Annotated in this window: 16 protein-coding genes; 8 read left to right on the forward strand and 8 right to left on the reverse strand. The window is 63.7% G+C overall.

Features of this window, described 5'->3' with window-relative positions; translation table 11 throughout:
* Nucleotides 1–90: 90 nt before the first annotated feature.
* The gene (guaA, locus tag MVF76_RS07990) at nt 91–1,665 is read left to right on the forward strand and encodes a glutamine-hydrolyzing GMP synthase (protein WP_297528281.1); all 1,575 of its coding nucleotides are present in this window, start codon (nt 91–93) and stop codon (nt 1,663–1,665) included.
* Nucleotides 1,666–1,744: 79 nt separating this feature from the next.
* Here guaA and MVF76_RS07995 read toward each other — a convergent pair whose 3' ends face one another.
* Nucleotides 1,745–3,301, reverse strand: coding sequence for a histidine kinase N-terminal 7TM domain-containing diguanylate cyclase (locus MVF76_RS07995; protein WP_297528282.1), 1,557 nt, complete (start codon nt 3,299–3,301; stop codon nt 1,745–1,747).
* Between the two features lie 167 nt (nt 3,302–3,468).
* On the opposite strand from MVF76_RS07995, the gene MVF76_RS08000 reads away from it, so the two are divergent.
* Genes MVF76_RS08000 through MVF76_RS08010 form a run of 3 tightly spaced genes read left to right on the forward strand, consistent with a single transcriptional unit; the run spans nt 3,469 to nt 6,301 of the window.
* The gene (locus MVF76_RS08000; protein ID WP_297528283.1) at nt 3,469–4,182 is read left to right on the forward strand and encodes a hypothetical protein; all 714 of its coding nucleotides are present in this window, start codon (nt 3,469–3,471) and stop codon (nt 4,180–4,182) included.
* Nucleotides 4,179–5,198, forward strand: a complete 1,020-nt coding sequence (locus MVF76_RS08005; RefSeq protein ID WP_297528284.1) for a hypothetical protein — start codon at nt 4,179–4,181, stop codon at nt 5,196–5,198. Before MVF76_RS08000 ends, MVF76_RS08005 begins: the two co-directional genes overlap by 4 nt.
* Complete coding sequence (locus tag MVF76_RS08010; protein ID WP_297528285.1) at nt 5,195–6,301, forward strand: hypothetical protein; 1,107 nt, start codon at nt 5,195–5,197, stop codon at nt 6,299–6,301. Before MVF76_RS08005 ends, MVF76_RS08010 begins: the two co-directional genes overlap by 4 nt.
* Nucleotides 6,302–6,310: 9 nt before the next feature.
* On the opposite strand, the gene MVF76_RS08015 is transcribed toward MVF76_RS08010, so the two are convergent.
* Entirely contained in the window at nt 6,311–6,922 is a 612-nt protein-coding gene (locus MVF76_RS08015) for a hypothetical protein (protein ID WP_297528286.1), read from the reverse strand.
* Nucleotides 6,923–7,229: 307 nt separating this feature from the next.
* On the opposite strand from MVF76_RS08015, the gene MVF76_RS08020 reads away from it, so the two are divergent.
* Both MVF76_RS08020 and MVF76_RS08025 read left to right on the forward strand, forming a co-directional pair.
* Nucleotides 7,230–7,562: a hypothetical protein gene (locus MVF76_RS08020; RefSeq protein ID WP_297528287.1), complete on the forward strand. Its 333-nt coding sequence runs from the start codon at nt 7,230–7,232 to the stop codon at nt 7,560–7,562.
* A gap of 413 nt (nt 7,563–7,975) precedes the next feature.
* Nucleotides 7,976–8,767 carry a hypothetical protein gene (locus MVF76_RS08025; RefSeq protein ID WP_297528288.1) on the forward strand — a complete coding sequence of 264 codons (792 nt, stop codon included), beginning with the start codon at nt 7,976–7,978 and terminating at the stop codon, nt 8,765–8,767.
* Between the two features lie 738 nt (nt 8,768–9,505).
* Here MVF76_RS08025 and MVF76_RS08030 read toward each other — a convergent pair.
* From MVF76_RS08030 to MVF76_RS08050, 5 genes are all read right to left on the reverse strand, one after another.
* Nucleotides 9,506–10,528, reverse strand: a complete 1,023-nt coding sequence (locus tag MVF76_RS08030) for a multicopper oxidase family protein (protein ID WP_297528289.1) — start codon at nt 10,526–10,528, stop codon at nt 9,506–9,508.
* 46 nt (nt 10,529–10,574) lie between these two features.
* Entirely contained in the window at nt 10,575–11,519 is a 945-nt protein-coding gene (locus MVF76_RS08035) for a multicopper oxidase domain-containing protein (protein WP_297528290.1), read from the reverse strand.
* A 521-nt stretch (nt 11,520–12,040) separates the two neighbouring features.
* Nucleotides 12,041–12,832, reverse strand: a complete 792-nt coding sequence (locus MVF76_RS08040; protein WP_297528291.1) for a hypothetical protein — start codon at nt 12,830–12,832, stop codon at nt 12,041–12,043.
* Nucleotides 12,833–13,394: 562 nt separating this feature from the next.
* Nucleotides 13,395–14,243, reverse strand: coding sequence for a VPLPA-CTERM sorting domain-containing protein (locus tag MVF76_RS08045; protein WP_297528292.1), 849 nt, complete (start codon nt 14,241–14,243; stop codon nt 13,395–13,397).
* 396 nt (nt 14,244–14,639) lie between these two features.
* Nucleotides 14,640–15,353 (reverse strand): hypothetical protein, encoded by a 714-nt coding sequence (locus tag MVF76_RS08050; protein WP_297528293.1) that lies wholly within the window; start codon nt 15,351–15,353, stop codon nt 14,640–14,642.
* Between the two features lie 415 nt (nt 15,354–15,768).
* On the opposite strand from MVF76_RS08050, the gene MVF76_RS08055 reads away from it, so the two are divergent.
* The gene (locus MVF76_RS08055; protein WP_297528294.1) at nt 15,769–18,000 is read left to right on the forward strand and encodes an NADP-dependent isocitrate dehydrogenase; all 2,232 of its coding nucleotides are present in this window, start codon (nt 15,769–15,771) and stop codon (nt 17,998–18,000) included.
* 77 nt (nt 18,001–18,077) lie between these two features.
* Here the strand turns inward: MVF76_RS08055 and MVF76_RS08060 are convergent, their stop codons facing one another.
* A complete protein-coding gene (locus MVF76_RS08060) occupies nt 18,078–18,557 on the reverse strand; it encodes a DsrE family protein (protein ID WP_297528295.1) in 480 nt (159 codons plus the stop codon).
* Between the two features lie 328 nt (nt 18,558–18,885).
* On the opposite strand from MVF76_RS08060, the gene MVF76_RS08065 reads away from it, so the two are divergent.
* Nucleotides 18,886–20,036 (forward strand): SGNH/GDSL hydrolase family protein (locus tag MVF76_RS08065; RefSeq protein ID WP_297528296.1); only part of this gene is annotated, 1,151 nt, incomplete at its 3' end.

A 20,036-nucleotide genomic window follows, 5' to 3' on the forward strand; every position in this document is an offset into this window, starting at 1 on the left:
AGTCAATGTCGGATGGGCAAAGGCGCAGGGCGCCGTGCCCATCATGAGCGCTGCGTATGGTCGCCCGTCCTGTAACCTGTGTCCGACAACATGACCGATATTCATGCCCACCGCATCCTGATCCTGGACTTCGGATCCCAGTACACCCAGCTCATCGCCCGCCGGGTGCGCGAGATCGGCGTCTACTGCGAGATCCATCCCTGGGACATGGACGAAGCGGACATCCGCACCTTCCACCCGAAGGGCATCATCCTGTCCGGCGGGCCGGAGACGGTCACCGCGGAGGAAGCGCCGCGTGCGCCGCGGCTGGTGTTCGAGCTGGGCGTGCCGGTGCTGGGCATCTGCTACGGCATGCAGACCATGGCCGCGCAGCTCGGCGGCAAGGTCGAGCACTCCGACCGCCACGAATACGGCTATGCCCAGGTACGCGCGCGCGGCCATACCCGGCTGCTGCGCGACATCGAGGACCACACCAGCGCCGAGGGCTACGGCCTGCTCGACGTCTGGATGAGCCATGGCGACCGCGTGGTCGGGCTGCCGCCCGGCTTCAGGCTGATGGCCAGCACCGAGTCCGCCCCAATCGCCGGCATGGCCGACGACAGCCGCGGCTTCTATGGCGTGCAGTTCCATCCCGAGGTCACCCACACCCGCCAGGGCGGCCGCATCCTCAAGCGCTTCGTGGTCGACATCTGCGGCTGCGACGCGCTGTGGACGCCGGGCAACATCATCGAGGACAGCATCGAGACCATTCGCAGCCAGGTCGGTAACGAGGCGGTGCTGCTCGGCCTGTCCGGCGGCGTGGACTCCTCCGTGGTCGCGGCCCTGCTGCACCGCGCCATCGGCGACCAGCTCACCTGCGTGTTCGTGGACAACGGCCTGCTGCGTCACCAGGAAGGCGACCAGGTCATGGCGACCTTCGCCGAGCACATGGGCGTGCGCGTGATCCGGGTCGATGCCGAGCACCGCTTCCTGCACGCGCTCAAGGGTGTCACCGATCCCGAGCAGAAGCGCAAGATCATCGGTAACCTGTTCATCGAGGTGTTCGAGGAAGAGGCGGAAAAGCTCAAGGACGCGCAGTGGCTGGCGCAGGGCACCATCTATCCCGATGTCATCGAATCCGCCGGTGCCCGCACCGGCAAGGCCCATCTCATCAAGTCCCACCACAATGTCGGTGGCCTGCCCGAGCACATGAAGCTCAAGTTGCTGGAGCCCCTGCGCGAGCTGTTCAAGGACGAGGTGCGCAAGCTCGGCGTGGAACTCGGCTTGCCCTATGACATGGTCTACCGCCATCCCTTCCCCGGCCCGGGCCTTGGGGTGCGCATCCTCGGCGAGGTGAAGAAGGCCTATGCCGACACCCTGCGCCTGGCCGACCACATCTTCATCGAGGAATTGCGCAAGGAAGGGCTGTACGACTCGGTCAGCCAGGCCTTCGCCGTGTTCCTCCCCGTCAAGTCGGTGGGCGTCACCGGCGACGGCCGTCGCTACGATCATGTCGTCGCCCTGCGCGCTGTCGAGACCATCGACTTCATGACCGCCCGCTGGGCGCATCTTCCCTACGAGTTCCTCGACCACGTCTCCCGGCGTATCGTCAACGAGATCCCCGGCGTGTCCCGCGTCGTCTACGACGTCACCGGCAAGCCGCCGGGGACGATTGAGTGGGAGTGACCGGTACTCACAGGCAACGTCTCGCACCGGACCCGGGTCTGGCAGCGCCCGCTGGAGGGATGGCGTCTGCGGTCTTGCCTCAGCAGACAGAGAGTTGATTGCGGCCAGCCTCTTTTGAGCGGTACAGGGCGGTGTCGGCCCGTTCGAGGATGCGCTGCATGTCCAGATCGTTGCCGGCAGCCGTGAGCCCCATGCTGGCGGTGACCGGTATGTCGTCGTCGCGGTGGCTGTTCCGTATGGCTTCGAGCAGGCGCTCGGCAAAGTGGCGGGCGCCATCGATCCCGGTATCGGGAAACAGCAGGCCGAACTCCTCGCCGCCCAGGCGGCCGGCGATGTCGCATTTCCTCACCGTGGTGTCCAGAAGCGCCGATACCCGCTGCAGTACGGCATCGCCTGCCGTGTGGCCGTGGGTGTCATTGATCCGCTTGAAGTGGTCGAGGTCGATGAGCAGCAGGCAGAGTTCGCCTCCTGTCCGTTCCAGGCGCGCCAGTTCCCGGTTGAATTGTTCGAAGAAGTGACGCCTGTTGGCGAGCCGGGTCAGGCCGTCTGTGTTGGCGAGTACCTGCAGTTCGTGGTTGGCCTGTTGCAGCGCCCGCGTGGTCCGCTGCAGTTGATCCTGCGCCTTTTTCAGTTCCGCGATATCCCGCAAGACGATGAGATGGCCATGCACCCTGCCTGTGCCGAAGGAGATGCGCGTATTGAGGGCCTGAAAGGGCCGGTCCTGCAGGGTCAGTTCGGTGAAACTGTCTTTCAGCAGCCGGTCGCGCACGCCGTCGTCCGGGACGAGCATCGACAAGGGCCGGCCGACAAGCCCCTCCCTGTCGGTGCCGAACAGTCGTTCGGCGGAGGGGTTGGCATCGACGATGCGGTATTCGTCGTTTACCACCAGCAGCGAATCCTGCATGTTCTCGACCAGCAGGGTGCGCGCCGTCGGTGCCAATTGCAGATAGTTGTCGCTTATCACTACCCAGGAGAACAGCAGGATGGCGACGGCAAAGGCAATGGACACCACGTCCAGATCGCCGGTATCGAACCAGCCGACGAGCCGGCTCAGATTGGCGAGCAGGACCAGCAGCGGGGCCACCACGATGGCGACAAGTTCGCGCTTGTACCGGGGGTTTCGCAGATATTCGATGAAGGCGGAAAAGGTCGCTATCCCGATCAGAAGGTAGGAATAGGCGATATGCACCACAAACCACGGGCCGTGTTCGGCCATGACCCGGAATCGGGTGAAGCGGATCTGGGTCCAGATGAGATGATGGTAGTCATTGCTCATGGCCAGCAGCACCGTGATCGAGGGCACGATGGCCAGAAGCAGCAGTGTGCGACGATCCAGGTAGCGGGTGGCCCCGATGGCGGTGAGGGAGAAGACCAGCCAGGCAAGCGGCGTGAAGGCAATACCGACGTACTGGAATTTCGAGATCAGCAGGCGCAGGCCGTCATCATCGGCGAGTGTGATGAGAAAGCGGGAGAAGACCCAGATGAAAATGCAGGCCAGAAACCAGAAAAAGGCGCGCACAATGGGTAGCCTGCGCCGGTTGCAGACGACCCGGGCCAACAGCAGGCATAGCAGCGACGCAAGCGCCGAGGGCAATATCCAGGGAAGATAACCCGACCCGCTCCCCTCGGGCATCATGCGCGGAACCAGATTGGCACGTCACCGACCTCGTTTCTGTCGACGCCCCTCTTATAACACCGCTTGAGCAGTTGCTCAAAGCGTGGGTGCCCGTTCTTCCAGTAGTCGGCGGGTCGGTGCCGCTGTTGTATACTTTCGGGAGAGGGGGCTGATAGCGGAACAACAACATGTGCCGACCCATGCGCTACCTGGCGGCCCTGCTGCTGGGGGCCGGCCAGGTTCTCGCCGGACCGCCGGTGGCGTGGCCCCGGACCACGCCACTGCACGAGACCTTCCATGAGGAAGCCCCGGTCAGCGGCCGGGTCGTGACCGGCCTGATGCTGGCCGGCAGCGGTGGCTCCGCCCGCCTGGCGCTGTTGCCGCCGGCCGCCGTGGCGGGCGGCAGCGTCTGTGTGCAGGTGGTGTCCCGCGACGGCCGTTACTGGGCCGAGAACACCTTCGTTCTGCCGCCGGCCGTCGGTGGCCAGCCGGTGCTGTTGGCGTATCCGTCCGCCCACCGCGACCTGTTGCGGACTTTGGGCGAAGATGAGCTGGCGCTGCTGGCCTATCAGGGTGAGTGTGGCCGGCGCGGCGGACGGCAGTTGCTGCTGTCCGCCCGCTCGCCGGCGGACACGCCGCCCGGCCGGGTCTGGATCTTCGTCAACTCGGGCCGCACCGATACCTATGTCCAGGTGAAGAACGACGCTGGCGCCCGCCGGCCGTCGCGCTGCCGGCGCATCCGCCAGGGCCGGCGTACCGCCTTCGATACGGTCTGCACGGTGGCGTTGCCGAAGCCCGAGGCCGTGGCAGGCCCGCTCGAGGTGCGCATTCTGCGTCGGCGCTACGAGCGCATGCTGCCGCCCACCGAGCTGGTCATCGCGCTGCCCGGCGAAGCTGGATGAAACGGGCGCTGCGCAAGGTCCTCACCCCCGGTCTGCTGCGCCTGCTGAAGGAGGGCGACGGCGAGCGCAACGTCTATTTCAAGATGGCCCTGGCGCTGCTGGCCCTGGTGCTGGTGCTGTGCCTGGTGCTGCCTGACCGTCCCAACATCTTCACGGTCGATACCGCGACCGAGCTGGTCGCATTCACGGTGACCGACCCCACCCTGTCGCAGTGGGAGCTTGGCGGCGCGCGCGTGTTGACCGATCCCCTGCAACCGGCCGCGGAGGCCGGGGTATTGGCGCCGGACACGGTGCTGGATATCGCGCCCGGCACCCGGGTCCGGCTGCAGCGCCACGGCGTCGGCATCCTGCGCATCGAGCTGGAGGCCGGCGAAGCCGCCGGTTCGGTAGGCAGCCTGGACGACCCTGCCGGTGGAACGCGCTCGCTGGGTGACTGGGCCCTGCTGCTGGTCGAGGTCGAAGGGCGGCCGCGGCTGCTGCCTTTCCGTGGCCGGCTCACCGTGGGCGACGATGTCGCCAGCGGCGTGAACAGCGTGCTGTTGTCGGGCACCGTGAGCGTGGTGGAGGAACAGCTCTTTGGGCGCAGCCGCTACGTGGCGGGCTCGGGCACGCTGGACCCGGGCGACCGCATCCAGCTCTGGGGGCGCAACGCGAACACCGGTACGCTGGAGCCGGTGGTGGTCAACGGCTTTGTCCGCGCCGAGCCCATGGAGGGCTTCTCCGAGCCCGTGAACGCCATGCAACTGGTGGCGCACGGCCAGGCCGAGTACGTCCAGGTCGAACGCCTGGGCAGCGCCGGCTACCGCATCCGCGCCCAGCACTGGGCGCGTTTCGTCAACGATCCGGTGCTGGCGGCGCTGACCGCCATCGTGGCACTGCTGATCCTGTTGATCGAATTTCTGTCGCGCTGTCTGGTGCAGTTGCTGGGGGCGCCGCTGGTGTTCCTCGCCCGCCGGCTGGGCATCGATGAGACAGAGGGGACGAAAGTCCGGGCAGGCGAGGGAGGTGGCGAATGAGGCGAAGTCCGCAAAGGGAGCGCCCGGCCCGACTGCGTGCAGTGGTTCTGCTGGCGTTGCTGGCGGTGGCGCCGGCACTGCGGGCGGCGCCGCCGCCCCAGGCCTTCGTGCGCACGGCGGAGGAAGGGCAGGCGCTGTTGCTCAAGCGGCTGGGGGAATGCTACGCCGTCACGCCCGCCCATGTGCTCGGCGACGAGCTGTTCGCCAGCCTGACAGGCGGCCACAGCCGCCGGCCGCAGGGCGACGGCGACCTGCTGCAGACCTTCGGCTACGACCTGGCCATCCTGCACGTCACCGGCGCCCTGGCCGGCTTCTGCAACGGCTCGCCAGTGGTCGCGGCGGGGCTGGAGGACCGGCTGGCCACCGCCGACCGCGGCGTGCTGACCTCGGTCAACGCCGACGGCAGTATCAGCCGGCGCCGGGTGACGCTGAGCGACGTCGGCCTGCTCTACCTGCGGGTGCGCCCGGAACGGGACCGGGATCAGCTGTTCAAGGGGTTGAGCGGCAGCCTGCTGCTGGTCGGTGACCGGCCGGCCGGTATCCTGATGGCCGTGGACGCGGACACGGGCGAGGGCAGGGTGCTGCGCTACGATCGGGCGCTGGAGACATTGCGGCCATTCTTCGGCGGTGCCGGCCGCGCGGCCCGCCGTGCCGCCAGCCCGCCCAAACCGGCCATTCCCCGAACCGGGCCGGCGCCCGAAGTGGTGTCCTGGAACGTGCCACCCCTGGACGCCGATCACCGTGCCGCCAACCTGGTCGACGGCAGGCAGACGGTCTGGTACGCCAGCGCGGGCAGTTTCCCGGTGGAAGTGGTGCTGGAACTGCCGGGCGACAAGACGTCGGTGGTGCAGGAGGTGCGGTTGATCGGCCGCGGCGTGGCACCGGCGGCGCGGCTGCCGCGCGACTTCGAGATCCTGGTCAGCAGTCGTCCGGACGGCCACTGGCTGCCGGTCGCCACCGGCAGCTACATCCGCACCGAGCAGGAGAAGACGGTCGGCTTCGCGCCGGTGCGCGTGCGCTGGCTGATGCTGCGCATCTACTCCAACTGGGGCGACCCCGCAGCCGTGGGGCTGGCCGGTATCGAAGTGCCGGTGGCGCGCTGAGGCCGGCGGTCACTGCAGCCGGACGATGCCCCTGAACGTGCCGGCCCAGCTGCCGGTGCAGCCGAGTTCGCCTTCCAGTACCGCACCGTCACCCAGCGCAAAGGCGCCCGTGCAGTAGGGGTGGCTGAAGGTCAGCCGCGTCCCGCTGAGTTGCCCCGTGCCGTTGCGATAGGTGCCTGCGGTCTTGAATCGGCCGGTACGGGCATCGAACTCCGTGACCGAGAAGGTATAGATGTTACCCCAGTCCTGGAGGGCCTTGGCCTGGGTATCGGCCAGCTTCTGTCCGGACGGATCGGGGAACTCGACATTGATCGTACCCAGGTCGGCGAACTTGCGGCGCAGGCAGATGGCGCGCATGGCCTCGTCGGCGCTGTTGAAGCACACCCCGAACGCCAGCTCGCGCATGGCCACGTCGTCCGAACCCAGCATCTCGTCCAGGGCCGCCAGGCGCACGGTCTGGTCCGGGTCGTTGAGCAGTGCCCGGAACTCCGCAATACGCTGCGAACGCGCCTGGATGCGTTGCTTGAGCTGCTCGGCGCTGATCTCGGCGACGGCCTGCTGACTTGCGGGAGACAGCAGGGCCAGCAGCAGGCACAGATGGACAGAACGGGCTGTTCTCATGGTCATGATCCTTGTCGTTGAAGAACGGTACGGCCCAATTATGGCCCGTCGGCCCGACGCGTGGCCAGCCTTGTCGAACCGGACCGGTTGGAACTTGCCGGCTGTATACCCGGGAAACGAACCGTCGTGCCGGAAAGGCGGCAGCAACAGCCGCGCTGGCCGCAGCGGGCATCGACATTGATCCGGCCGGTGTTACCAGCCTGCGAGTCGGAAGATCCGTTTGGTTGCATGCCCGCTTGGGTTGCCTCGCGACTCGAATAATTTGGGCGCACATTTGGTCGTAGAGTGAAAACGACAGGAGGTGCCCATGGCCAGGCAATCGTCGATGAAACATTGCTCGGCGAAGCACAAGCAGGAGGTGGTGTTGCGCCTGTTGCGCGGCGATAGCCTGGATGCAATGAGCCGGCAAACCGGCCAGCCGGTGGTGGTGCTCTCGGCCTGGCGGGATGAGTTTCTGGAAGCGGGGCGGTCAGTGTTGAAGCGCCGCACGGACGATCCAAAGGTGGCCGCCCTGGAACAGGAACTCAAGCGCGCCAAGCGCCTCGTCGGGGACATGATGATGGACAAGGAGCTGCTGGAGATGCGCATCGCCCGGCACGAGGGCGAGTTCCCTTTTCCGAAGCGGAGGTCGAATCCGTGAGCCGGGCCTGTTCGGTGTCCACGAGGCGCATCTATGGCAAGGCCCCGCCGGCTGTGGGGCGTGGCTCGTTCCATGCACTATGGGCGTCGGGCGGCAGCGGGGCACCGGTGCCGGCACAGCACCGGCTTGCGATCCCGGCGCTGCGCCTGGTTGGCGGCCCTGCTGGCAGAGATCCACGAGGGATGGCAGGGGCGCCGCTGCCTCGACATGGGCAAGTCCCGCGTGTGGCGCACGAAACGGCAAACAAAAACAAGTAGATGAATCTTGCGACGACATGATCGACGTGAGCTGATTCAGGCCCCCAGTCCCGAGAGACACAATTTGCGGCAGATTGTGGATTTGACCTGCCGGCGCCCTGTGTTTACGCTTCGAATGGAGGGGGAGCAACAATCACTAACAGCTAAGGAGGGGGCATGGGAAAAAGCATTCATTGGCTTGCAGCCGCCTCGTTTGTCACAGGTATGGCGGCGTCGGTGCCTGCATCTGCGGTCGTGTACGAATTTTCGTTCACCGGCAAGTACACCCTGCTCGACAATGCCGGCAACTTCATGGATCAGCAGAGTATCAGCTCGACGCTGCAGTACGACGACGCGGCAGGCAGTGGATTCTCAGCCAATCTCACCATCGCCAATTTCGATACCTTCGGTGCGACGGCGACGATTCATGATATTTCGCTGCTGCGTGTATCCGGCACCAATTACATCATTGGTAACATGCTGGGGGACTGGAACAACAACTTCGGCGTGCCCATCTCGATGGTCTGGGATGCCACCGGGCTATTCAATGCCATCGATATTGGCCTGCAGGTCGGCGACGTCATCAGCGGCAGTTCACTGAAGCGCAATGGCGTGGTTATTGCCGACGTAGGGAGTGCGCTGCCTGCCTCGGATTCGCTGGGGCTCAACCAGCAGGGGCCTGCGCCGCTGGCTGTCAGCACGTTGAATACTGCGACGCTTTGCACGCCCGGTGTGGATTGCATGAATAATCCAGTGACTGGTGGCGCACCCTTCTCCGACGACGGTATCGGCGGTTCACCGATGATCGATGGCCCCTTTTTGGGCCTTAATGTGAATTTCGACATCGGCAGTGGCAACAGCCTCAAAGTGACCGCGGTGAGTGCGGTGCCCTTGCCCGGGGCGTTCTGGTTGTTTGGCTCAGGATTGTTCGGTCTGATTGGCGCGGCACGACGGTGGCGCGGCTGCTGACGCACCTGCGTAAGCGTACGCAGTGAATTCGTAGGAGGGGCAAAGGCGCGCAGCGACGTGCCCATCACATCCCGTGACCATCATGATGGGCACGGCCCTTCGGGCCTTTGCCCATCCTGCCAGGTCCTCTTCCGCGATATCGCGGCAGCGTAGATGGTGTCGATCAGTTGTTCGTTGGCGTTGTCTTTCACGCGAAAGCCCCGCTCACTCAACAGTCTGCAGGCGCGTTTCAAGCATTATAGTGACTTGTCCGGCAGCGTGGCAGAGGCACCCCGAGCGGCTATTGCCTGCGTGGGTGGGGGCAGATGTGAAGTCTAACCCCGCTGACGCAGGGTTTTCGTGGCCATTCGGGGTTCACTGCACGGGTACTCCGGATCCCAGGCAAGGTCCCGCCGCACCGCCCGCTGCATGATGCTGTCAATCGCGTTCCAGCTCAGCCCCAGGCGCCATCTCGCCGCGTTGGCCCGGTCCTCCATCAGACGGTCGATCACCATCGCCTCGAACAGCGCCGTAAACCCCGAGCCCGGTTTCGCCCGGGGAACCGCGATATGCTTGATCCCGTGCTCCGCGGTGCTTCGCCCATGGCATTATCCGTAACCTGTTGTACAGCCCGCGGTTTCTCAGCTCCGCTGCGCTAAATCACCCGTGCTGGGGGACTGAAAAAGAGATGTTTTAAAAACTGGCCACCTTAAAGGTGGCCGGAAAACTTCGGCAGAACTTGTTGTTCTGCATGTTTTTTCAGACCACCGTCACCGTGGTTGCCACCGAGCCCAGCAGCGTGGCGCGGCGAATGTCGTAATAGTCCACGGTGGCCGCATACTGGCCCGATGACGGCATGGTGACCAGCAGGTCGTAACGCTCGCCGGCGCATACCAGTTGCTCGGTTGCCGTATAGGACTGAGCGAGGGGCCGCCCATCCGAGGCAATGACCTCGAACGGCAGGCCGCCGAGACGCACGATGGCGGGCATGTAACTGGTGCCATTGACCCGGATCAGCACTGTCTGTCCGGCGCCGGCCGATACGGCAACGGTGGAATCCGTGCCTGCATTGGCGCCATCCCGGCCATTGATCATGAAGTAATCGGGGCGATACCGCACAGTCCCAGAACCACTGACCATCTGACCATGCCAGGAGCTGTCGAAGGTGCCCAGTTGCCAGACGTATTCCTTGTCGAAGGTCGGACCGCCGGCCCAGGCCTCCGTGGTGCTGCCATTGGGCGGACGGATGATAACGGTACCGTACATGCCCATTTCCATGTGCAATACCGTATCGACATGGCAGTGATACATGTAGGTGCCGGCGTGTGGCGCGGTGAAGGTGTAGGTGTAGGAGCTGCCCAGGCTGGGTGCATCCCCTACCCGGCCAAAGCCGCCGCCACCACCCATGCCACCGCCAACGTATCCGGAGGTACTGGGTACGCCGTCGTTGGCCTGATCCACGTCAAGACCATGGAAGTGAATGCTGTGCGGCATCATGGAACTCAGGGTGATCTCCACCAGTTCTCCTTCATTGGCCTCGAACACCGGGCCGGCCAGGGCACGGTCTCCGTTGAAGCCGCTGCCGAAATACCAGGTGCGAATGGACGCGCCATTGGCCATGGTCAGGCGGCCCATCATGCTGACGCCGACGCTGGTCGGTGCCGCCTGATAGGCAAAGGTACGGCCACCGGCAGTTCCACCACCAGTGCCGCCACCGCCACCGCCGCCCATGCCGCCACCGCGACGGCGCATCATCAGTTTGTCTTTCAGTACATTGATCATGTGTGCTCTCCTCTATCCTTTGTCTTATTCAGCCAGGCAGTCCCTTTCAGGACGCGCTCATGACGATCAGTGCGCCACCATAGGGGTACAGATACACACCGTTGGCGGTAACGCCCGGCACGTAATGCGTATGCAGCGGGTAAGCGCCCGGCTGCACCACCGGCAGGATCACATCCACGCACATGTCGCGCTCGACCTGCGTGGTGTCCTTCTCGATGGCCGTGGTTTCAGGCACCCGATTGCGGCTGATGACATTCACGTGATAGCCGTGAAAGTGTTGAGGATAGGTGATGCAGCCGGTATTGATGAAACGGATGGCGACATCTTCACCGACATTCATGGCCACCAGCGTGTCGGCGTCCGATTTCGTGTCGGGGTAGCTCAGACCATTCACGAAATAATAGTTGGGTTCATAGTTGGCCATATCGTAACTGCCGCCCGCCGCGACCGCGGCATTGAGCCGGTCGTCCAGTTCATTCAACACCAGCGTGTACTGGCGGTCGAAGGCCGGACCGCCGGTGTACAGAGTGCTGGAACCATCGGTCGGCATCACCACCAGCGGGCCGGACAGACCCATGGCCTTGCCGATTTCACCGTTCAGGTCGTCGGTATAGAAATAACTGCCCGCGGCCGGCGCGGTGAAACTGTAGGTGCGGGAGCCGCCGGGCGAAACCGCGGCCGTGTTGCTCATCACCCCGGGAATGGCCAGATTGATGTCGCGGTCCAGGTTGTTGGTCACCGTGATGTTGACCGTATCCCCCTCCCGGACCACCAGGCCGGAAGTCAGGGCGCCCGGTCCGCTGCCGGCGGTATCGCGGAATTGCCAGACATAGATCGACGCCCCATCGACCATGGTCTTGTAGGTGCCTTCGGCCACCAGATCGACGGCAACGGTGCCCGCCACGGCCTGGCGGGGCGCAAGCGCCGTCAGCCCGGAAAAGGCGAAAGCGGTGGAGCCGGCCAGTCCGGCCAGAAAAGTACGTCTTTTCATGATCATCCTCCAGTAATGGGTTGCAAGGGCAAACCCCGGCCGCGGATCGGCGGACGGTTGGCCCGCTTAGCATGGATTGTTGTTGTGTGGTGGTATCCCGGAAAACCATTGTCCGGGAGCGGGTCTGTTGCAGGCCCTGATGAATGAAAGAGTCAGAAGAAGGCAAGCCAAAAAAACAACTGGCCGCATCGAACAGGCGGCGGGTAAATCCCGAGTGAACTGGTTCCCTGTCCCGATCACGCAGTCCTGCTGCGTAATACATGGCATAAAAGATAGTGGATCCCCTCTATATAATATTTATTCAGTCGTCTCACAATTGCCTGAACATGGGCGACGTGCCCATCACATCCCGTGACCGTCATGATGGGCACGGCCCTTCGGGCCTTTGCCCATCCTACCAAGTCTGGTCGGGTTTGTCCGCCGACGAGACTTTACCCGGCAGGTCCATCACGGCCAGTGCTCCTTCTCCCCCAGAAGGCAAGGCGGCCTGTCGAACCCCGCGGAAGGGCCGAGTCACCCGCTCAGCGGGTTCTACGTCTCACCCCTGCCCCAAACAGACCCATCAGGCCGGTGCCGAACAGCCAGACGGCAGCGGGCAGCGGAACGGCACTGACATCGCCAGGGCGCACGGCCCATGCATACCGGGTAAAACTCTTGAGGTATGTGAGCTGGTTGCCATCGTAGAAACCGAAGTCCCACGCGCGGTTGGTGTTGGAGGCGTATTCCAGACCGGACCAATAGTTGCTGGGCTGGATGTTGGCAAAGGGGCCGGTGTTGGTCAAACAGTAATCGGGTGCAGTGCAGCCCGTCGTGTTACCGCTCGTATCGTACCAGCCGGTATTGCCCAAGGTGTTGTAGAACAGGTGCGCCATCTCGCTTGCCGTGCTCCCTGGATGAGCCGAACCCGGCGCGGTGATGTTATAACCGCTATCCGTGCGGCCATCGTAGGCGAAGTTATCGTCGAATGCTGAACCATTGATCGGACTCAGAGTTGGCAGCCGCCAATCGCTATAGCCCAGGTAACTGACGGCGTTCATGTTTGCAATCCAGGTGTTAGCGGTATCCCACGCCATGGTGCCGGCATTAATACCTGCTGTACCAAAGGCTTCCGTCGCCGCCAGGTTGGCATCCGCCAGCCAGGTGATGTCCAGAACGGTGTCGTAATAGGCATCGGCGACGCCGTCGCCGGTCAGATCGCGCGGCAGCAGCGTCGTCTCCCAGGTGCCCTGGCCCGAAACCGGTGCCGCTTCGAGCGTCGCAGTTGCAAAGGCCAATGCACTGGCGCAGATCGCGCCCCACAGATGGGTCTTCATGATTGTGTCTCCTCGACGCTTCCGCGGGGCGCGGGATCCTGTTCGCTCCGTTCAGGAAAGTAACCCCGATTTTTTCAGAGGAAATGAGCAAGAACCATTCCAAAGGAGGGTGGCGAAGCACAAATCGGGGATATTCAGACACTTTTCCGGATGTTCAGGGGCTGTTCACCGAAGTGCCTCTGGTCATATGTCAATTCTATCGACATGCGCTATGCCGCATGTGGTCTGGCTAACTATCTGGTTTTCAAGGATGGCTCAGGGCGACGCGCCAACCCAGAGGGCTGTCGGATTATTTGACACGCATATACCAGACAAACGTAAGCGGAGGTGCCGCCGTTATCTGGAGTCGTTGTTGCGCCATGCCGGGCAAGGCGTTCGGAGGTTCATTAAAGGGTGCGGGCCGGTGCGGAGGCCTGTAGTCGTTTGTTTCCGGACATTTGCCTGGTTGGAGGGGCGGCTCGGACTTCACGATCTGGCGGCCAGTAGAGACATGCGGTACCGGAACAACGCGGATCGTGTGCCCCACAGGGTGCAGGATGGCCGACCGGGGCCGGCGCGCAGGTCATTCTCTTTGCCAGCGTTCCAAGCGGACCCTTTTTCCGCTGCGGCCCAGGCCGACCAGTCCGGCCAAGCCACCGAAGAACAACCATGCGGAGGCCGGCAGCGGTACCACCACATCGCCGTCGCGCACCGCCCAGACCCGAAGCAGGGCGGCCTTGTCAGTGGTGCCCTGGCCACCGTCGCTGAAACCGAAGCTCCAGGCGCGCGTGGTGTCCATGGTGTATTCCACGCCTGTCCAGTAGCCGCCGGCAACCAGGCCGGCAAAGGGGCCGCTGTTCAGGAGCCCCCAGTCCGGCTGCGGCGCGTCGTCGCAGGTCTGCGGATTGCCGTCGCTGCCTTCAGGTGGGCAGTAGCCCCGGTTCGCGAGGTTCACGTAGTACATGTGCCCCATTTCGGAGACGGGATTGCCGTTGGGGTCACGCCAGCCGCCGTCGCTGCCATCGGTGGTCGTCGGTGCGTAACCGACCGGTGTGCTTGCGTTGGTGGTGAAAACATTGCTCATGTTGGCGGGATCGCCACTGCCATCGAGAGGGCCGACCGAGGGCAGCCGCCAGTCCGAAAAACCCAGGTAGGCAGCGTTGTTCATGGCAGCGATCCAGTTGCCGGCCGTGTTCCAGTCCATGCGTCCGTCCGCCGCGACGCCGCTTGCGCCAAAGGTCTGGTTCGCGGCCAGGTTTGCGTCTGCGATCCAGGTGATATCCAGCGCGGTATCGTAGTAGGCTTGGTAGTCATTGCCTCCCGGTGTCTCGGGCAGGCGCCCGAGCAGCGCCGCCTGGGCGGTGAAAGAAAGAAGCGGAGCGGTCAGGACGAGGCGGGCGCACCACGCACCCGCAGTGCAGGATGGCTTCATGGTCTACTCCCCCCGGGCTCAGGCATCCCGTGGCACCAGGCGGTACCACGCCGCCTTGCTCGGCCTGTTCTGTCCCTTCGCCCGTTCTTCCGTACGCGTGGAACTTTCCTGTGCGCGTCAGAGTAAAAAATAGAAACGACCCTGACAGGCGTCAAGTTCATCAGGGAATTGGCGGGTGCCGATGCGGCTGTGCGGGCTGGGGTGATTTGTCTGCCGCCATGGCCCCAGCCGGCCGGTGGACGCATCCACTGAAGAACAGTGGCACTCCCCAGAGAGGTAACGGGGAATTCGCTTGAGGAGCGGCGCCCTGTTACTCGATGGTTGAAGACTGTGGCACGCGCAGAATGATCGCGCTTTCCCCGGATCCCCTATGTGACCGGGGGGAAGGGTCCCTTGTCAGCTTTTCCTGAGTCTGGTCATTCCCAGAAGCCCCAGTGCCCCGGAGGCAAACAGCCAGGCGGCAGCCGGAACAGGGACAACTGCCGCTTGTATCAGGTACAGGCCGTCGGCACCTCCGGCGGCCATGTTGGTGCCATCCAGAATCCAGTCGCCTCCCAGGCGCGTGTAACCCAGGCCGTTGTTGACGGCATAATCAAGGGTGGTAATGGTGCCATCCGCCAGGAATACGCTGTCGAAGAGATCGTCGTCGTACAGGATCAACCAGTCCTTCAGGTATACAGGGTTGGTGCAGTTGGGATCGCATATCTGCGCACCGTTGCCCGCCGTCGTGGCGGGTGTATCGAACCGGAGCGGTACTCCCGACGCATCGAACAGGATGCCTTGCTCCAGGTTGTTTGCCCCGGTTCCATCTCCCTGCGGCGGAAAATCATCCACGCCAAGTGTGAATCGGGCATTCCCGGCAGTGGTGTTCAGAATTGCATCGAATGAAACGAAATCGGGTGAGGAGAACAACACCAGATTGTTGGGCGCAATGGCGGCATCGTCGATCTCGAATATCGCCGAACCCGATACCTGGTAGTTGGAAAACAGGTTGTTACCCGCTGAAACCTGTTCGTAGAAAGTGATGCTGTAGGTCGCCGCACCCACTGTCGCAGAGGCCAGCAGGGAAGCCAATGAGCCCAAAACAGCCCCGAGGGATGAGCGCTTCATGTTGCCTCCGACTCGTTTTTTGCCATCTTTTTCGCCTTTGTGCGGTAACCCGCTGCTTTGTCCGGAATATATCAGTCGCAAGCCCGAAGTCAACGACCGGCGATGCTCGCCGCGTCACGCCCTGGGGAGGCGGTCTGCCATTTTCCGTGAAAAATTAGTCGATTCCTGAACCTCCCCGGTCCCCATGACGGTTCGGTGTGGTCGGCAGGAGAGGCGGTGAGGGGGTTGAAGGAGAGAGCAGTCTGATCGAGGTCCGTAGCCGAGGATTTGACTGCATGAAGGCCGGCCGTGGCGGGCAGTCATTGCATGCCCCTGGTGCAATACGCGGCCTAGAGCACTGTGGTGCGTCCGCATATAATGCGCCCAGCGCTGGCTCCGGCCCTCCATGTCATTGTCGTTGCAGGAACCGAATTCCATGTCCGATCCCCTTGTCATCTACACGCTCACCGACGAAGCGCCCATGCTGGCCACCCATTCCTTCCTGCCCATCGTGCAGGCCTTTTCGCGGGCCGCCGGGGTGCAGGTGGAAACGCGTGACATCTCGTTGGCCGGGCGCATTCTGGCCAGTTTTCCGGAACGCCTGACCGAGGCGCAGCGCGTGGGCGATGCGCTCGCCGAGCTCGGCGAGCTTGCGAAAACGCCCGAGGCGAACATCATCAAGCTGCCGAACATCAGCGCCTCCGTGCCCCAGCTCATGTCCGCGATCGAGGAGCTTCAGGCGCAGGGATACGACATTCCCGACTACCCCGTGAATCCGGCCACGCCGGAGGAGGAGGCCATCAGGGCGCGGTACGCCAGGGTGCTGGGCAGTGCGGTGAATCCGGTGCTGCGAGAGGGCAACTCGGACCGGCGGGTGGCCGCGGCCGTGAAGGCGCATGCGCGCAAGCACCCGCATTCCATGGGGGCCTGGTCTGCCGATTCCAGGACCCGCGTGGCGTCCATGCCGGCCGGGGATTTCCATGGCAGCGAGCAGTCGGCCGTCGTGGAGGAGGCAGGCGAGGTCAGGATCGAGCTGACCGGAAAGGATGGCGAGACCCGCGTGCTGAGGGACGGGGTGGCAGTGACGGCCGGCGAGGTGATCGACGCCTCATTGATGCAGTGCCGGGCCCTGCGCGCCTTCTACGAGGACAGCATTCGCCAGGCGCAGGAGGCGGGCGTGCTGTTGTCCCTGCATCTCAAGGCAACCATGATGAAGGTGTCCGACCCCATCATCTTCGGCCATGCGGTCACGGTGTATTACCGGGATCTGTTCGAGAAGCATGCCGCCCTGTTCGAGGAGCTGGGCATCAACCCGCGCAATGGCATGGGTGACGTCCAGGCCCGCCTGGCCGGGCTGCCGGAAGAGGAGCGCGAGGCCATCGAAGCCGATATCGAGGCCGTTTACCGATCCCGGCCACCCCTGGCCATGGTCAATTCCGACAAGGGCATCACCAACCTGCATGTGCCCAGCGATGTCATCATCGATGCATCCATGCCGGCGGCGATCCGCGCCGGTGGCATGATGTGGGGCCCGGATGGCGAGTTGCACGATACCCTGGCCATGATCCCTGATCGCAACTACGCGGGCGTTTATCAGGCCACGATCGACTTCTGCAAGGCGTACGGGGCCTTCGATCCGGCGACCATGGGCAGCGTGAGCAATGTCGGCCTGATGGCGCAAAAGGCTGAGGAGTACGGCTCCCATGACAAGACCTTCGAGATCCCGTTCGCCGGCACGGTGCGCGTCACCGATGCATCCGGGAAGGTGCTGTTCGAACACGAGGTGGAGACCGGCGATATCTGGCGCATGTGCCAGACCCGGGACCTGCCCATCCGTGACTGGGTCAAGCTTGCGGTCACGCGGGCACGGCTCACGGGCCAGCCGGCCGTCTTCTGGCTGGATCCGGAGCGTGCCCATGACGCCAACCTGATCGGGAAGGTCGAACGCTATCTTCAGGACCATGACACCAACGGTCTGGATATCCGCATCCTGCCGCCGGTGGAAGCGACGCGCTTTACGCTGGAGCGGATGAAGGCGGGCCTGGACACCATATCGGTAACGGGCAACGTGCTGCGCGACTACCTGACCGATCTGTTTCCCATTCTCGAGCTGGGAACGAGCGCCAAGATGCTGTCGATCGTGCCGCTGCTGGCCGGCGGGGGGTTATACGAGACGGGTGCCGGCGGTTCGGCGCCGAAGCACGTCCAGCAGCTCCTGGAGGAGAACCATCTGCGCTGGGACTCGCTGGGGGAATTCCTCGCGCTGGCGGTGTCGCTGGAGGATTTTGCGCGCAAGAACGGCAATGCCCGGGCCGGGGTGATCGCCGCCGCGCTCAACCAGGCAAACGAGGCCTTTCTCGAAAACGACAGGTCGCCGTCCCGCAAGGTTGGCGAACTGGATACGCGCGGCAGCCATTTCTACCTGGCCCTGTACTGGGCACAGGCGCTTGCGGATCAGGATGATGATCCCGAGCTGAAGGCACGATTTGCACCGATTGCCCGGGCGCTCGAGGAAAACGAGGAAAGGATCGTTGGAGAACTGAATGCAGTTCAGGGTCAGCCGGTCGATCTGGGCGGCTACTATCATCCCGATACGGTCAGGGTGTCACGGGTGATGCGCCCGAGTCCGACGTTCAATGCCATCATTGATGGCCTGGCGGAGGCCTGAGTTGAAGGCGTTGGGGTGAGAAAAGGCGCTCGCCCCCCTGCGAGGAGTGGTCGAGCGCCGGGCCATCCACCCCGGGCTCAGGGCTTGATGTAGGCGTAGCCCATGCCCTGCAGGTGCGCCAGCTCGGCGACGCCACTGGGGACGATGTCTTCCTGATCGATGTCGTACAGGGCGTCCATCGGTATCTTGCGACCCTTCAGGGTGTTCGCGCAAACCTTGAACTCGACACCCTGGTCCTTCAGTCCGGCGATGCGGGCCTGCATTTCCTGGGTGGCGTTGGCCTCCTTCATCCTGGTGCCCTTATCGGTGCCCGGCTCCATGACCAGCGACACGCCGTTGCCATGCATGACGACCTGCAGGTCCAGGTTGGCCGCGCCCACGGCATTGATGTGGTTCTGGATATTGCGCAGCGCAGCCTTCTGCCGCTTGGCGCCGTAGTAGTTGACGTGATAGACGACCTTCTGCCTGCCGTAGCGGGCCTCGTCCGCGGCCGGAGCGGTGGCGGCGAATCCGGCGAAAAGGCCGAAGGAGAGCAGCAGTGCGAATAGCTTCTTCATGGTGGTCTGACTCCCGTTTTGTATTCTTCCTGGAACCTGTCTTGATCGAATGGTCCGCCAGGACCGTAATGCAACACCATTGATGAGGATGGGGCGCCAATTATTCCGACAATCTTCCACCTGCCGTGGGTGCCTGTCGGGTCCGGGGCCAACTGAGAGAGCAGGAGAAGGGAATCCCCGAGGCATGGTCTTTTCCAGGGAAAGCGGGTCGATTGTGTAGAGAAATGCCCGGTGGTGTTCCGCGAAGGGGACGACACGGAAAAGACCATGCTGTTCTGGTATTGTTGTGGAGAGATAGACCGGCGCGGCTGTGTTTGACAGGAAAACCATGGCACGATCACCAAAGACTTCTCTGAAAAGGGGGCTCGGCTATACACTCGTCATATGGGCGTTTCTGTTCGCGGTGGTGGAGGGTGGTATCCGCCTCTATGACCGCCTCGCCACCCCGGGCGAGGGTGATCCCGAGGTCATCAGCGACCCGGCCGCCATTTTCGAACCCCATCCCTTTGCCGCCTACGTTGCCAATCCCGACAATGACAACCACAATGCACAGGGCTTCCGCGCCACCGGCGACCGGACGTACCAGGCCTCGCCCGAGGTCATCAACATCGTCGCCATGGGCGGCTCCAGCACCTATGGCACCCGGGTGCACACGCACGAGGCCTACCCGGCCCAGCTCGAGGAGATCCTGCGCCGGTCCACCCGCAGCGACAAGCGCATCGACGTCATCAATGCCGGCCTTGGCGGTTACGCCACGCCAAACCTGATCTCGCTGCTGACCGGCAGGATCGTGCATCTCGAACCCAGGGTCATCCTGTTCTACACCGGATTCAATGACGCTTGGACCCGCCTGATGTTCCCGGGCTTCCGCACCGACTATTCCCACGCGCAGAAGGTCTGGGCCTACCCGGGACGGCCCTGGTGGCGCTACAGCCGTACCCTGGACCTGGCGGCGGAACTGCTGGGTGCGCCTTATGTCCCGCCCCATCTGCACAGCGTTGCCTGGAAGGCGCCGGGCGGCAATCCGGAAGACAACTTCGCAGCCTCCTCCGGCGACGCCTTCCGCGCCAACCTGGTGAGCCTCATCGCCATTGCCCGGGCGCATGGCGCCATACCCGTGTTCATCACCCAGGCGACCGACTTCCCCAACCACCCCCTGCCCGACCACAACGAAGTCTGGCAACGGGCCATGGAAGAACATACGCGCATCCTGGAGTCCGTCGCCCGGGAACAGAAGGTACCATTGATCGACGTGCGGTCGGCCATGAGCGACCGTCCCGAGTATTTCATGGACGTGCTGCACATGAATGCCCGCGGCAACCGGCGACGGGCGGAAATCGTCGCCGACTACCTGCTTAAAAACGGCCTGCTCGGCGAGGCGGTACAGGCGAAGGAGGTCGCGGACCTGCAGCTCATCGTGGACTACATGGGGCTGACCCGCGCCGATGTCTTCGTGCAGCGGGCGCTGAAATACCGCAT

The sequence above is a fragment of the Thiohalobacter sp. genome (assembly GCF_027000115.1).
GTDB lineage: Bacteria > Pseudomonadota > Gammaproteobacteria > Thiohalobacterales > Thiohalobacteraceae > JALTON01.

Excerpts from the sequence above, each read along its gene's own strand:
- MVF76_RS08055 (WP_297528294.1), top strand. The coding sequence starts at position 15,769 with ATGTCCGATCCCCTTGTCATCTACACGCTCACCGACGAAGCGCCCATG.
- MVF76_RS07995 (WP_297528282.1), bottom strand. The coding sequence starts at position 3,301 with ATGATGCCCGAGGGGAGCGGGTCGGGTTATCTTCCCTGGATATTGCCC.
- MVF76_RS08045 (WP_297528292.1), bottom strand. The coding sequence starts at position 14,243 with ATGAAGCCATCCTGCACTGCGGGTGCGTGGTGCGCCCGCCTCGTCCTG.
- MVF76_RS08025 (WP_297528288.1), top strand. The coding sequence starts at position 7,976 with ATGGGAAAAAGCATTCATTGGCTTGCAGCCGCCTCGTTTGTCACAGGT.
- MVF76_RS08010 (WP_297528285.1), top strand. The coding sequence starts at position 5,195 with ATGAGGCGAAGTCCGCAAAGGGAGCGCCCGGCCCGACTGCGTGCAGTG.
- MVF76_RS08060 (WP_297528295.1), bottom strand. The coding sequence starts at position 18,557 with ATGAAGAAGCTATTCGCACTGCTGCTCTCCTTCGGCCTTTTCGCCGGA.
- MVF76_RS08040 (WP_297528291.1), bottom strand. The coding sequence starts at position 12,832 with ATGAAGACCCATCTGTGGGGCGCGATCTGCGCCAGTGCATTGGCCTTT.
- MVF76_RS08030 (WP_297528289.1), bottom strand. The coding sequence starts at position 10,528 with ATGATCAATGTACTGAAAGACAAACTGATGATGCGCCGTCGCGGTGGC.
- MVF76_RS08035 (WP_297528290.1), bottom strand. The coding sequence starts at position 11,519 with ATGAAAAGACGTACTTTTCTGGCCGGACTGGCCGGCTCCACCGCTTTC.
- guaA (WP_297528281.1), top strand. The coding sequence starts at position 91 with ATGACCGATATTCATGCCCACCGCATCCTGATCCTGGACTTCGGATCC.
- MVF76_RS08005 (WP_297528284.1), top strand. The coding sequence starts at position 4,179 with ATGAAACGGGCGCTGCGCAAGGTCCTCACCCCCGGTCTGCTGCGCCTG.
- MVF76_RS08000 (WP_297528283.1), top strand. The coding sequence starts at position 3,469 with ATGTGCCGACCCATGCGCTACCTGGCGGCCCTGCTGCTGGGGGCCGGC.
- MVF76_RS08015 (WP_297528286.1), bottom strand. The coding sequence starts at position 6,922 with ATGAGAACAGCCCGTTCTGTCCATCTGTGCCTGCTGCTGGCCCTGCTG.
- MVF76_RS08020 (WP_297528287.1), top strand. The coding sequence starts at position 7,230 with ATGGCCAGGCAATCGTCGATGAAACATTGCTCGGCGAAGCACAAGCAG.
- MVF76_RS08050 (WP_297528293.1), bottom strand. The coding sequence starts at position 15,353 with ATGAAGCGCTCATCCCTCGGGGCTGTTTTGGGCTCATTGGCTTCCCTG.